The following is a 13,679-nucleotide window of genomic DNA, read 5'->3' on the forward strand; positions in this document are numbered from 1 at the left end:
CGCTCGAATACGATGGATCATCAACTCCACGACATCGCACTACCGGGAGCGAGCGAGCCACCGAGGGCCCTCGATCCGGTCTGCGGCATGACCGTCAATCCGTCGACGGCGAAGCTGCATGCGGAACACGCGGGGCAGAATTATTACTTCTGCAGCCGCGGTTGTTTGGAGAAGTTCACCGCGGATCCGGCTAAGTATCTCGATCCGTCGCGAGCAAACGCGGAAGCGGGCCACGGCAGTTGCTGCCATCACGGCGGCGACAAGCCAAAGCCAGCGCCTGGGGCGGTGGCATCGGGGCTGTATACCTGCCCGATGCATCCGGAGATTGTGAATGATGGCCCCGGCGATTGCCCGCTCTGCGGCATGGCGCTCGAGCCAATGATGGTCGCCGCGAGCGACGAGCCGAATGCTGAACTTGTCGACATGACGCGGCGGTTCTGGATTTGTGCGGCGCTGACCGTGCCGCTCGTTGCGCTCGCCATGGCGCGGATGTTTTTCGTTGAGCAGTTTCATGCGTGGTTTCCAGCTCGCACGTTGCCGCTGGTGGAACTCGCCCTTGCGACGCCGGTCGTATTGTGGGGAGGGTGGCCGTTCTTCGTGCGGGCATGGCGATCAATCGAGAATCGCGCGCTCAACATGTTCACGCTCATCGGCGTCGGCACGGGGACGGCGTACGCTTACAGCGTCGTCGCCGCCTTGGCGCCGCAATGGTTTCCTGAGTCGTTTCGCATGCACGGCGAAGCGGCGCTCTACTTTGAAGCGGCGGCGACGATCGTCACGCTCGTGCTGCTGGGGCAAGTGCTGGAACTGCGGGCTCGCCATCAAACGGGCGCTGCGATTCGTGCGCTGCTCGATTTGGCGCCGAAGCAGGCTCGCCGCATTGGCGCCGATGGCAGCGAGCAGGATGTACCGCTCGACGAGGTGGTTGTTGGCGATCGCTTGCGCGTTCGTCCTGGCGAGAAAGTGCCGGTCGACGGCAGCGTTGTCGACGGTTCAAGCTACGTCGACGAGTCGATGATCACCGGCGAGCCGATTCCCGTCGAAAAAGCGAGCGGCGCTCGCATCATCGGCGGGACGGTGAACGGTACGGGTTCGCTCGTGATGACCGCTGAGCGGGTCGGCGCCGAGACGATGCTCGCGCAGATTATTCAAATGGTCGGCCAGGCCCAGCGAAGCCGCGCGCCGATTCAACGGCTGGCCGATCAAGTGGCCGCTTACTTTGTTCCGGCGGTGTTGGCCGTGGCGGTCGTCACGTTCATCGCGTGGGCGACGATTGGTCCGCAACCTCGGCTCGCGTACGCGTTGGTGAATGCCGTCGCGGTGCTGATCATCGCCTGCCCCTGTGCGTTGGGGCTCGCGACGCCGATGTCGATCATGGTCGCGGTCGGTCGCGGCGCTCGCGCCGGCGTGTTGGTTCGAGACGCCGAGGCGCTGCAGACGCTGGAGGGAGTCGACGCACTCGTCGTTGACAAGACCGGTACGCTGACCGAGGGGAAACCGCGGCTTGTGGCAGTGACTCCGCAGGGGGCTTGGAGCGACGCCGACGTGCTGCGTTTGGCCGTCTCCGTGGAACGCGGGAGCGAGCATCCGGTAGCAGCGGCAATCATTCGCGGTGCCGAGGAACGCAGTATCGAAGCGGCCAGTGCGAGCGACTTCCAATCGACCACGGGTCGCGGCGTCGTCGCCGTTGTCGACGGTCGCCGCGTCGCCGTCGGCAATGCGTTGTTGATGACGGCGGAGCATGTAGCGACCGATGCTGTGCAAGAACTTGCCGAGTGCGGTCGTCGCGAGGGGCAGACGGTGATGTTTGTCGCCATCGATGGGCAGTTGGCCGGGCTGCTCGGCGTTGCTGATCCGATCAAAGAATCGACGGCTGAAGCTTTGCAGATGCTGCGCGACGAAGGGATTGAGATTGTGATGCTCACCGGCGACAGCCGCGGGACAGCTGAAGCGGTCGCGGCGAAGCTCGGCATCACGCGCGTCGAAGCGGAAGTGCTGCCCGAGCAAAAAGTCGATGCGGTGCGGCGTCTCAAGAGCGAAGGTCGTACCGTGGCGATGGCGGGCGACGGCGTCAACGACGCCCCTGCCCTGGTGGCCGCCGCCGTCGGCATCGCGATGGGAACCGGGACCGACGTCGCCATGGAGAGCGCCGGCGTCACGCTCGTGAAAGGCGATCTGCGAGGTATCGTCCGTGCCCGCCGCCTGAGCGAGCACACGATGAGCAACATTCGCCAGAACCTGTTCTTCGCGTTCGTCTACAACGGCCTCGGCGTCCCGCTAGCCGCCGGCGTGCTGTATCCGGTTTTCGGCTGGCTGCTGAGTCCGATGATCGCCGCGGCGGCGATGAGCCTCAGTTCGGTGTCGGTGATTGCCAACGCCCTAAGATTGCGGCGAATTGAGTTGTAGCATGCGTTGTGCAGTAGCTCTCGATCGTTTAACTGCCGTTTTCGTCGCTAGCCGGCTCGATTAGATTGGTCTCCGTGGCGGAGGGACGTTTCGTCTGGACGCCCAGCATTTCACCAGGGAGGGAGCAGCAATGAAACGATCTTCTTATTGTCTCGTAGCGAGCATTCTGGCAGTGAGCGTCGCAGCCATTGGCGGGGATACCATTGCTCAGGTGGTCGTCGAAACCCCTGCGGTCGTTGAGGCGCCGGTCGTCGTGGAAGCGCCGACCGTGGTTGAAACGCCGGTTGTTGCCGCTCCCGCAGTGATCGAGCCAGTAGTCGTCTCGCCGACGTACATTCCGGTTCCAGCGCCGCAACAGGAAGTGATCACTCCGGCGCCTTCGACGGGTGGCGTTTGGGTGGCGGGCCACTGGGATCGTACGCCGGATCAATGGGTCTGGAATCAAGGCGCCTGGGTGCAGCCGCCGTTTAGCAATGCGTATTGGACCCCGGGGTACTGGCAACATCAGAACGGCCAGTACGTGTGGGAAGACGCTCACTGGGCCGCGGCCAATCAAGGCGTCGTCGTGGCGAAGCCGGTGACCGTCCCCGAAGCCTACGAGGAAATTGTGCCCGCCGCTCCCGCAGCGTCGACCGCGATGACCTGGCAGCCGGGGCATTGGGAGTGGCGCGGGACCTGGGTCTGGATCCCCGGCGCCTACGTGGCGACCGCCGTGCCGGCCGCGACTTGGGTGAACGGCGCCTGGGTCGAGGGCGTCGACGGTTGGCACTGGATGCCGGGGCATTGGCAAGAGTAGCTTGCGTCGGCGGAGCCATTTTCAACGAATATCGTTCTGACGCATGGGCGAGCGCTCTCATGGAACATCGGCGGCTTCGCAAAGAGCAGGTTTGGATTGCCGTTTGTTCGCTGATGATTCTGGCGACGGTGGCGTTGGCGTTCGCGCTTGTTTACACGCGCGATGTGATGATTCCGTTCGTGCTGGCGATTTTCATCACGACGGTGGTGGCGCCGTTCTTCGACTACCAGGTGACGCGGCTTCGCTTTCCCCGTTGGGTCGCGGTAGTGACGACGCTATTGGTCGTCGCCGCATTGATATCGCTGCTTAGCTTGGCGTTCGTCGCTGCGTTTCAAGCGATGATCGCCGTTGCCAGCGACTACGGGCAGCAGGTCGGCGATCTGAGCGAACGGCTCTTCGACAGTTTGCAGTCGCGGAACATTCAAATCGACCAAGCGAAGGTCGTCGCCTTGATCGAGGAACGCGTGCCGCAGTACGTCACGCAGAGCGCCACGCTACTGATGGGGCTGATCTCGCACACGCTGCTGGTGATTATCTTCGTCGTGTTTCTCCTGTTCGGGCGCGATTCCCACAAACGCCGCACGGGCATCATGGCCGACATCGAGCGGACGTTTCGCGAATACCTAGTTGAAATGACGATCATCTCGACGCTCACGGCGACGCTGGTCGGTTGCGTGCTGTGGATGTTGGGGCTACCGATGGCGTGGCTCTTTGCGTTTCTCGTGTTCATCCTCACGTACATCCCGAACATCGGCGGCATCGTCTCGACGCTCTTGCCGATTCCCATTGCCTTCGCGGCGTTCAACAACCCGTGGCTGATCGTCGCCGTCGTGGCCATCCCCGCGGCGATTCACGTCGTCATTGGCAGCTTCGTTGCGCCTCGGTTGATGTCGCACGGGCTGGAACTTCACCCGGTAACGATCCTGCTGTCGCTCGCGTTCTGGGGGTTGCTGTGGGGAATCGTCGGCATGTTCTTGGCGGTGCCGATCATGGCAATGCTTCGCATCGTGCTGGCGGAGTTCGAGACGACGCGGCCGCTCGCGGAACTGTTGAGCGGGCGCTTGCCGGGGCGAGCTGCAGCGAGCCGCTAACCGGCGCGTCGGCGGATGCTTGAACCAATGGCCGCTGCAATCAACCAGCAGGCGAGGTACGCAGCGCTCGGTTCCGGGACGGCGGTCGTCGTAGCGGAGCCGTTGAGTACGATGCTGGACGCTGGCTGATAGTTCCGCTGCCAAACTAAAAAGTCGGCCCCGTCCGTATCGCCGTCGCCGTCTGCGTCAGCCTGATTGCCAACGCCAAAGTTTGTCTTCCAGCGGCTGAGATCGTCGCCGTCGACGTCGCCGTCCTGATCAAAATCGCCGGGCGTCGCCGTGCTGAGCACCGCCATCGGATCCCAAAAATTGCCGGTCACGGCGAGCAGCGATTGCAGCGTCACGGCGTCGCCGTAGTAGTCGCCCGTGTTGTGCGATTGGTAGACGCGGCTGTAGAGGCTGTTGAGCCACTGCTGGTCGACGGCGCCTTCGCCGGTCATCGCGGCGACGGCCAGCGGGGCGATGAAGAAAATGTCTTGCCAGCTGTTGAGCGCCGTGCCGTCGAGCTTATACCCGCCGCGAACTTTGTTCGGGTCGCCGCCGGTGCTGGTGCGAGCCCAGTTGGAGATTTTCTGCACTTGCGCGAGCGTGATGGGATCGTTGTTGAGAATGGCATCGACGCCGAGTCGCCAAGGATCGCGGCCGGCGTTGTACCAGTAGTTGCCGTCGTTGGCGCCTTCGAGCAAGTTCGGCGCGGGTTGCGGGTCGCGCGAGGCGCCGACGAGCTTGATGAAGTCGGGAAGCAGCCCCGTGTTGGCCGATTCGTTCGACTGGATGTCGGTGACGACGTTTTGCGTCGCCGTGACGACGCTATTCCAGAACGCGGGATCGTCGGTGGCGGCGCCGTAGGCGCGGAAATGGCCCGGCATGAAGTCGGACGATCGCGTGGTCCACTGGCTGTAGGTCGAACCGTTCGGGCTGACCCAATCGCCGAGCATCGGCAGCTTGCTTTGCGGGCCGATGGTCGAGGCGCGGATGCCGGCAATCACATTCTTCGCGGCGCTCAGGTAGTCAACCGCACCGTCGCTTCCCCACTGAGCGTGTGCCATCAGCAGGCCGTAAGCGATGTCGGCGTCGCCGTCGAAGGCGCTGTCGTTGCCGCTTGGGTTGGGGACTTCCCAGTCCATGAGGCGATTGTCGATCGTACTGGGGTGGGCCAGCCGAAACTTCCAGAGTCCATCGAAGATGGTCTTGGCCTGCGGATCGTGCCCGGCCATCGCGGCGACGATCACCATGCCATACCCCTGCCCTTCCGAGACGGTACGGCCTGACGAGTCGGACTTCACGCGCCAGCCGCTGCTGGCGGCATCGGCGGCAAGCCAACGGCCCTTCCAGACGTCGTAGTAGGCGGCAACGTGTTGGTTAAGCTGCGTGCGCGTGTAGTTCGTGGGAAAGAGAGTTCCCGAGCGGTAGCTCTGGTGTTGAACGCCAAACGGAAATTGTTGGGCGTAAGCGGTCGTTACCAGTGACAGGATCGAGGCCAACAGAATGACGACCGGCAAGGCGCGCTGAAGACGAGCGCGCACCGCCCCCATGAGCGGGGCAAGGCTTAGCGACGATGGCATGACGAGCAATCCTAGATGGGTCGGCGATTGCGCGGTTTGCCGAGTTGACGAGACGAGGAGTTTTGGAACGGTCTTCTAGTATAGCTACCCAGAATTCTGGGGCGCGCAGGCCGGATTTCGTCGAGAAAACCGCCCCATTGAAGGAGCTTCATCAAACTTGGCTCGTAATTTCTCGCAAATGCGCATGCGCGGGGAAGTAAATTTGACAGGAGCGAGCCATGTCGAGAGGATGCGTCGCTACGGCTCGGCTTCGGCGGCCACGACGAGCGATTCGGTTGTGTAGATTTCATTCCTCACGGCTTTCTGCGAGTTGGCACATGAAGATTTCTCCGCTGCACGTTTGCATTTGTCTCGCCGCGTCAACGCTGGGGGCAGCCAGTGCAAGTGCACAAGTTCTGTTCAGCGATAACTTCAACGTCAATTCGAGCGCTTCGTGGACGACGAACGCCGGTCCAGCGGCGAGCATTCCGAAGCAATCGGCGACGTTCGCGTTCGATTACAGCGCACTCGGTATTCCGGCGGCCCCGGGATCGGGCGATACGCTCGGCCTACGGTTGCGGGCGAACATACCCGGCACGCCTGAAGCCCCAGTGACGACGCGGCCGACTGGTACGATTTCGGGCCTCTCGTTGTCGCCGACTGGGAAGAGCTTTGGAACGAGCTACAAGTTGGAGTTTTATGCCTGGGCCAACTACTTTGGCTACAATGGCAACCTCGGTGATAACGTCAATTCGCAGGGCGGGACAAACAACGTCTACTTCGGCGTGGGGACTGCAGGTACCACCCCAGCGGTTTTGGGCCAGCCAGGGGCGATCGCCACGGGAATTCCCGACGGCGTCACATTCGCGACGACAGGCGACGGCGGCATTGCCGATGACTATCGCGCGTATCTGCCCGGCGTGGCGGCGCCGATCGCTGGAACTACGGCGGGCGTCTACGCAGCAGGCGCCGCTGCAGATGCCCTGAAAAGCGAGAGTACTTTCTACACGAACCTGTTCCCTTCGGTATCAGCTCCGGCGGTGCAGCAGACGATTGCTGCAAATGAGTACACGGAACCTACCACGCCGGTCCCGATCGCTAACCCGATGTTGGGAATTTCTGCAGCTGGTTCAATCGGCTTCGCCTGGCAGAAGATCACGGTGACCAAAAACGGTAATGCCGTCACCTGGGCGATCAACGACAATTTGATCGCCACGGTGGATGCGGCAAGCGTCACGCTCGGCGGTCAGAACATTCTCATTGGCGCTTCCGACGTAAACACCGGCACAGCCCGCTACCCGTCGTTGGTTTTCACGCTGTTCGACAACCTGACGGTCACGAGCTTGGCGCCCCCTGGATTGGCCGGCGACTTCAACAGCGACAATAAAGTCGACGGCGCCGACTTCCTTGTTTGGCAGCGCGGCGGCTCGCCGACGCCGACGAGTCCCGCCGACTTGGCGACATGGAAGGCGAACTTTGGTCAGACCGCGCCGCCGGTAGCTGCCGTGCCGGAACCGGGAACCATTGGCCTCAGCCTGCTCGGCGTCGCTGCGCTGGGATTGGCAGCGCGTCGTCGTAGTTAGTCGCTGAGTAAACTCTCGCTGGAGAAATTCTGGTTGAGCGCGTAGCGGGCGTTTGGGGAACGCCCGTTACGCGACCAGACTTTCGAAAGACGGCTGCGTCGCGTTCTGTTGCACGCAGCGAAATACCCGAGTGAGTCTTAAGTCCGCTCCGCTCCCGGCCGACCTGCGGTGACGACGAACGTCGCCAACTTCTCGACTTTGCTGTCGGCCTTCGTGACGTCGTCGACCACGAAGTAATCGCTTCGCCACTCGTCGGCGTTGAGTTCGCAGGCGACGTAGCCACGTTGGCGGTCGTGGAACTTCACGCAGGCGTTCTCGCGCTGCAGTTGCTCCATCGCCTTCGATTCTTTCGGGCCGTTGCCGCCGCTAGAGATCGAGGTGCCGACGAATTCGGTCGCCACGACCGGGGCGCCGGCGTCGAAATCGTCGACGCGTAGATCGTTCACCCAGTTTGAGTGAATGTCGCCGGTAATGACGACGGGGTTAGGGACTCGCCGCTCGGCGAGGAACGACATCAGGCCGTTGCGCTCATGGAGGTACCCGGCCCACTGGTCCATCGAAAATTCTTGCTTCTCGCCCTTTTGATGGTCGACGGTTCCCATCATCACTTGTTGCGCGAGGACGTTCCACTTTGACTGCGATTTCAGCAGCGATGATTCGAGCCACTGGCGTTGCTGCTGGCCGAGCATCGTCACGTCGGGCGATCGGCAGTCGTCGTTGATCGCATGGCCGCGATCGTCGTTTGGTTGGTCGCTACGATGCTGCCGCGTGTCGAGGACGAGCATGTCGGCGAGATTGCCGAACGACATTTTGCGATAGAGCCGCATATCGGATCCGGTCGGCAACGAACGCCGCCGCAGCGGCATCGCTTCATAGTAGGCTTGGTATGAATTCGCGCGGCGAATCAGGAATTCGACGGGATCGACGCCGTGCTTTTCCGAGATCGCTCCCGCGCAGTTGTTGTCGAACTCGTGATCGTCCCACGTCACCATCCACGGGCACTGCTGATGCATCGCCTGCAGCAGCGGATCGCTGCGATAGAGGGCGTGGCGGATGCGGTAGTCGTCGAGCGATTCGATTTCTTTGCCGACATGGCGCCGGACGCCGTCGTTGCCGGCCTTGCCTTCGTAAATGTAGTCGCCGAGGTGGACCACCATGTCCAGATCTTGCTCGGCCATGTGGCGATAGGCGGCGTAGTGACCCGACTCGTAATGTTGGCACGAGGCGAAGGCGAATTTGAAGCGGTCCGGAGTAACGTGAACCGCCGGCGTTGTGCGCGTGCGACCAACGGGGCTCACCTCGTCGCCGACCATGAAGCGATAGTGGTACCAACGATCGGGTTGCAGGCCATCGGCGGCGACGTGGATCGAGTGGCCGAGTTGCGGCGTCGCGGTGACGCGGCCCTTGTTGACGACCTTGGCGAACTTGTCGTCCTCGGCGATTTCCCAACGAACTTGTACGGGCTCGGGTTTCATGCCGCCGGCCGGCTTAAGCGGTTGCGGCGCCAGTCGCGTCCAGAGCAGCACGCTGCGGGCGTCGGGATCGCCCGAGGCGACGCCGAGCTGAAACGGATTTTCGCCGAGCGGGGAACGCGAGCCAATCGAATCGGCCGCTCGCACGAGGGGCGCTGCGGTAAGGCTGCCGACGAAGGCCATGAACAAACGACGGTCGACGCCGCCAGAGCGACGGGCGTGACGGCGAAAATCTTCAGCGGAAAGCATCTTGCGATCAGCCTGAGGCGACGAAGTGGTGAGGAACTTCGCTCAGCCTAACAGGGCAAGATGAAGGGAATGCGAACGTCGCGCGAAGGGAGTTCGTCGCTCAACAGGCTTCACGCATCGGCGGCCCGTTGCTGTTGGGCGTCGAGATAATCTTGGCCATGGGCGTAGCGCGTGTTCACCGGAACGCCAGCTCGGCAGAGAGGGCACTCCGCGGCAGTCCAGTCGGGAATGTCGTACTCCATGAGATAGCGATAGTCGGTAACGCCGAGCCCCGCCGCATCGACGTTGCCGCGATGGACGAGCGCCGCTGCGGCCACGACTTCGCCGCCGGCGGCTTGCACCGCAGCAACGGTTTGCCGAATGGAGAGCCCCGTGTTGACGACGTCGTCGACGACGAGCACGCGGCGCCCTGCCACGAGTCGATCATAACCGCGGTGGAACGTGAACTCGCCGCGCAGCTGCTGTGCGGTGCGTGGTTGCGTATGCTCGGCGAAGACCGCGGGTAGCCCGAGTTCGTAAGCGGTCCACTGCGCAACGATCAAACCGCCGGTCGCTGGGCCGCAGAGGATCTCGGCGTTGAGATCGCGCACGGCAGCGGCCAGCAAATGGGTGAGTCGCCGGACGCGCTGCAAGTCGACGAAGATCGCGTCTTTGTCGACCCAGCCGCTGCCGTGGTCGCCGGAGATGTAGACGAAGTGATCGTCGGCGAGCAATGCTCGGCACTCGACGAGCACCTGTTCCGTTTCAGTGGCGGCCTGCGCGGCGTCTGATTGATCTGGCATGAGAAGCTCGAAGAGTGCGGGGGGCGGTTGGCGGTCATTCTAACAAGCTAGTGCCGGCCCGTTTCCAAGCCGGCAGCGGCTACTTCCACCGCCGGCGAACGAGCGCGGCAATCGCTAGCGGCACGGCAATGCTCCCGGCTAGAGCGATCGGCAGCCAGCCTCCCGAGGCGGCTTGAACGCCGAGCAGCGAGTATCCCGCGGCGATCGCGATGTTGCTCACGACGACCGGCGGCAGGAAGGTTCGCCACGACATTTGCAGCGCTCCCAACACGAGCGCCGCGGCTTCGGCGATGATCGGCAGCGGCCGCGTGAACGCGAGCACCCATGGGCCATGCTCCTGGCACGCGCGATCGGCGTCGGCAAGCGCCGCGGGCGAGGCGAAGCGCTCCGCCAGCGGCCGCCCCCACCGCCGTGCGAGTGCGAAAGCGATTGCTGCACCGAGCGTCGTGCCGAGCGCCGACGCCGACGTTCCGAGCGCGAAGCCGAGTTGGCTCCCCGCAAGCGTACTCACCGGTCCCGAGGGAATCGGCAGCAGGACGTCGCTGGCGAGGATGGCGACGACGGCGAGTGCGAGCAGCGGCCGCGGCGGGGGATCGTCCCGCCAACGCTGCAGGGCGTCGGCGTAGGCCTCGCCGTGAAACGCCAGGATCGCCAGCGGCAGAACCAGCACGACCGTCACGAGCAGCAGCGGTTTCAGCAGAGAGCGGTCGATCATGCGCGGCAGGCGGCGTCGGTTTTTGACTTGAGTCGGCGAGGTTCTAACTTTGTGCAACTGCGAGCAACGAGTTGCGATGCGCACCGACTATCGGTCGGTTCGTGCGGACGTTGCCCGCGGTATTAGTTTGAGCGGAAAGTACGGGGACGGAAATCCCCAATCTGTCTCGCGCACCAGCGAGAGCGGGCAAGGAAGCGTGGCGAGGATGGCCGATCAGCGATGGCGAGGGCAACAATGAGCGAACGAATGACGACGATTGTGAGCGCCTTGGTGGCGCTCGGAATCTTGGGCCTAGGCGTGACGGCGCAGCCGACAGGAGAGAATGACGGCGTGCGCGTCGAATCGCTCGCGTCGGACGTGCGGTTCCAGATCGAAATGTCGTGGCGGCACGACGGGCGGACGCGGACGGCGCGGCAAGCTGAGTTGGAGCAGACGCTCGCAGCGTTCGAAAAGTCACCGCAATCACCGGCGGACTCGCAGTTGCTCGAACAGTGGCTGCGGGCCGCGGTCGTGGCGTCGTTACCAGGCGAGAGCGGGAAGTTTCCCGCGACGCCGACTTTCGGCAAGCCAGCCGTCGTTGCTGAGCTGCCTGCGACCGACTCCCCTGCCCCGGCGACCGCAGCCGTTCCATCAGCGAAGGCGCCCGCTACGCAGCCAGCGCAACCGCCGCGCGACGTCACCCTAAAACCAAATCAAGCTTACACGCCGCCGCGGGCGAAAGAGATTCGTCTAACGCCGCGATCGCAGCAGGCCAACGCGCCCGCGCCGCCAGATGAGGCGTCGCAGCGCATTGTCGCGGCGAAGCCCGTCGTTCCTGCACCGTCGCAAACTCCGGCTCCAGCAGAAAAGCCACGAGTCGCGCTCGCTGAGGAGACTCCGCGCCAAGCCCCCCCTGCCCCAACGCCGCCGGTCGTTGCTGCCGCGCAGCAGCCGCGCGCAAGCGAGAACGCGCAGCCGCTCGAAAAACCGCAGGGGATGAAGCCGGTCGTCCCCGCGCCAACTGCGGTGGCAGAACAGTCGCCGCCTGCAGCGGCGCCAGCCGAGACGGAGCCGAAGGCCATCGTCGATGCAACGCCGACGACGCCGAGCACGCCCAGGGTTGCCGCGAAGCCGCCAGCCGTCCCGCCCGTTCCGGTGGAGCCCGTGACGGTCAACCTGGCCGAGCTTAACGCCCAGATCCGCGGCTATCACGAAGGCCTCGACGAAATCGACGCCACGATCGTCGCCCGTCGTGGCCGGCTGAGTGAAGGCGAGATCGCGCGGTTCGTCGAGCAACTCGAACAACTGGCGGGGCACCACTCGTTCGTGCGGCTCTACTACGACGGGCTCAGCAAGAGCGAACGCCGTTTCGTCGCCGCTCCGCGGGCGCTGCACGAGACGGTCGATCTCGTGCGGAACGAACTCGCTGCTCTCAATGCCGAGGAAGAGGACTTTTTGACGTCGCTCGAAGGGGCGGCCGAAGAGGATGAGCTCACCCGGCGGTTGGATGCACTCACGAAGGACGCCGAGCAGGAAGATAGCGAAGCGCCGGCGGCGAAGGGCGAGCGGTAGCGGTCGGAGTCTCAGGATGCGGCGGTTGCCACGGGCGAACGCCGGTGGCTTTCCATGGCCAGGAGGGTGGAGTAGACTTGGAGAGTCTTGCGGGTGTAGTTCAATGGTAGAACGAAAGCTTCCCAAGCTTTAGGCGAGGGTTCGATTCCCTTCACCCGCTTTGGGCCGCGATTAGCGATTCGGGGTTAGATGCCCGCGATCGACGATCGCGGCTTTTTTATTCGCGGATGGATCGCGGCTAGCGCGATGATGGCTAGCGTGGCGGCGATGGGTTCGGGGATTGGTTGAACCGCTGGCGCCGCGGGGCCGCCGAACGCTGCTTTCCAGATGTTGAGGTCCGCCGCATCGACCTTGCCGTCGAGGTTGGCGTCGCCCTCTTGATGCGTTGCATTCGCGGCGAGTCCCGCCCCCCGCTGCCACTGCAAGAAATCGGCGCCGTCGATCGCTCCGTCGGCGTTGAAGTCTGCCGAGGGAACTAAGTGCGCTGTGAACGCCACGAGCGTGTTGCCGCTGGCTCCGTCGCCGTTGTCGACGACGCCGATGAGCGACCAGTCGCCGTTAGGGAGTCGCGGCCCTAGCGTTAGGCCTTCCATGTTCTGGCCAGAAGCAGCATCGACGGCGCCGGACCAGAGGAGCGATTTTCCGACGGCGGTGAATGACTTGCCGGTAAGCCCTGTATCGAGCGGTGCAACGCTCACGTCTGTAGCGCCGGCGACATCGACTTCGTAAATCCGACTCCGATAGATCGGAGTCGCGAGGGCGACGGACCGCTCAAGTGCCAGCAGCGTGCCGTCGGGCATGAGCGCGAGATCGGAGAGGCCGCTTTGCGGCGTGCCGAGCGTCGATGAGCCGTGAATCGGATCGACGACGTAGGCGAACTGACGGGCCGGCGTCACTGCGTTGCCAATAACGCTTAGTTCCAACAGCCGCACGGTTGTTCCGGCAGTGGGAGTGGACGGCAGACCATCGGCGGTGAGGGCCTGCTCGTTAGCGGTCCACATCGACCTGCCGTCAGCGGCGCGGGTGAGCGATTCAAAGCTGAGATTGGCTCGGGCGTTGGCGAACACCGCGGGAAGCGTGACGTTCTGCAGATTGGCGCCGGTTGTAAGGCTGACTTCGCGAAGGCCGACGCCATTCTCCGAGGCGAGGAAGACGCTATTGCGAGCTGCGTTCGTATACGCGATCCCCTCAAAGTCGTTTGTGGCGACGATGTCGATTGGCGTAATGTTCGAGACGCCGGCAATGCCGCCCGCCGGGCTGAACGCGAGATCGAACTGGATGAGTTCGCCCTTCGTCTCTTCAGCGGCGATGAACCGAGAGAGGCCGTCGACCTCGCCAACGTAGGTGATGCCGCTCATTTCCGTGACGGTGACGCCAGTTGGCGGCGTGAGAAACGCGTGATTAACGCGCGTGACCGCCCAATTGGCGGCGTGGCCGAGCTCCGCGCACGCAGCGATGAGCAGCGTCGCGAGAGTCGAACGCATGATGAG

Annotated in this window: 10 protein-coding genes and 1 tRNA gene; 6 read left to right on the forward strand and 5 right to left on the reverse strand. The window is 63.6% G+C overall.

The features are described from left to right. Positions 1-12 precede the first annotated feature (12 nt). The 3 genes from ACQY7R_RS22850 (at position 13) to ACQY7R_RS22860 (ending at position 4,293) form a co-directional block, all read left to right on the forward strand. The gene (locus ACQY7R_RS22850) at positions 13-2,406 is read left to right on the forward strand and encodes a heavy metal translocating P-type ATPase (protein WP_428307863.1); all 2,394 of its coding nucleotides are present in this window, start codon (positions 13-15) and stop codon (positions 2,404-2,406) included. Positions 2,407-2,536: 130 nt separating this feature from the next. Further along, the gene (locus ACQY7R_RS22855; RefSeq protein WP_428307864.1) at positions 2,537-3,202 is read left to right on the forward strand and encodes a hypothetical protein; all 666 of its coding nucleotides are present in this window, start codon (positions 2,537-2,539) and stop codon (positions 3,200-3,202) included. A gap of 59 nt (positions 3,203-3,261) precedes the next feature. Next, complete coding sequence (locus tag ACQY7R_RS22860; RefSeq protein WP_428307865.1) at positions 3,262-4,293, forward strand: AI-2E family transporter; 1,032 nt, start codon at positions 3,262-3,264, stop codon at positions 4,291-4,293. On the opposite strand, the gene ACQY7R_RS22865 is transcribed toward ACQY7R_RS22860, so the two are convergent. Then, on the reverse strand, positions 4,290-5,858 hold the full coding sequence (locus tag ACQY7R_RS22865; RefSeq protein WP_428307866.1) for a glycosyl hydrolase family 8: 1,569 nt from the start codon (positions 5,856-5,858) through the stop codon (positions 4,290-4,292). The genes ACQY7R_RS22860 and ACQY7R_RS22865 overlap by 4 nt on opposite strands. Positions 5,859-6,175: 317 nt before the next feature. Here ACQY7R_RS22865 and ACQY7R_RS22870 point away from each other — a divergent pair, with 317 nt between their 5' ends. Beyond that, positions 6,176-7,420 carry a PEP-CTERM sorting domain-containing protein gene (locus ACQY7R_RS22870; protein ID WP_428307867.1) on the forward strand — a complete coding sequence of 415 codons (1,245 nt, stop codon included), beginning with the start codon at positions 6,176-6,178 and terminating at the stop codon, positions 7,418-7,420. A 137-nt stretch (positions 7,421-7,557) separates the two neighbouring features. On the opposite strand, the gene ACQY7R_RS22875 is transcribed toward ACQY7R_RS22870, so the two are convergent. The 3 genes from ACQY7R_RS22875 to ACQY7R_RS22885 all read right to left on the reverse strand — a co-directional run bounded on the left by ACQY7R_RS22875 (position 7,558) and on the right by ACQY7R_RS22885 (position 10,638). Beyond that, complete coding sequence (locus tag ACQY7R_RS22875; protein WP_428307868.1) at positions 7,558-9,141, reverse strand: alkaline phosphatase D family protein; 1,584 nt, start codon at positions 9,139-9,141, stop codon at positions 7,558-7,560. A 110-nt stretch (positions 9,142-9,251) separates the two neighbouring features. After that, positions 9,252-9,923, reverse strand: coding sequence for a phosphoribosyltransferase family protein (locus ACQY7R_RS22880; RefSeq protein ID WP_428307869.1), 672 nt, complete (start codon positions 9,921-9,923; stop codon positions 9,252-9,254). 79 nt (positions 9,924-10,002) lie between these two features. After that, positions 10,003-10,638, reverse strand: coding sequence for a TVP38/TMEM64 family protein (locus tag ACQY7R_RS22885; protein WP_428307870.1), 636 nt, complete (start codon positions 10,636-10,638; stop codon positions 10,003-10,005). A 234-nt stretch (positions 10,639-10,872) separates the two neighbouring features. Here ACQY7R_RS22885 and ACQY7R_RS22890 point away from each other — a divergent pair, with 234 nt between their 5' ends. Together ACQY7R_RS22890 and ACQY7R_RS22895 are read left to right on the forward strand one after the other, a co-directional pair. Beyond that, the gene (locus ACQY7R_RS22890; protein WP_428307871.1) at positions 10,873-12,189 is read left to right on the forward strand and encodes a hypothetical protein; all 1,317 of its coding nucleotides are present in this window, start codon (positions 10,873-10,875) and stop codon (positions 12,187-12,189) included. 89 nt (positions 12,190-12,278) lie between these two features. Next, a tRNA-Gly gene (locus ACQY7R_RS22895) sits at positions 12,279-12,349 on the forward strand. Between the two features lie 25 nt (positions 12,350-12,374). On the opposite strand, the gene ACQY7R_RS22900 is transcribed toward ACQY7R_RS22895, so the two are convergent. Continuing rightward, positions 12,375-13,673 carry an esterase-like activity of phytase family protein gene (locus ACQY7R_RS22900; RefSeq protein WP_428307872.1) on the reverse strand — a complete coding sequence of 433 codons (1,299 nt, stop codon included), beginning with the start codon at positions 13,671-13,673 and terminating at the stop codon, positions 12,375-12,377. Between the last annotated feature and the right edge of the window lie 6 nt (positions 13,674-13,679).

It is taken from the genome of Lacipirellula sp., assembly GCF_965279485.1.
GTDB lineage: Bacteria > Planctomycetota > Planctomycetia > Pirellulales > Lacipirellulaceae > Lacipirellula.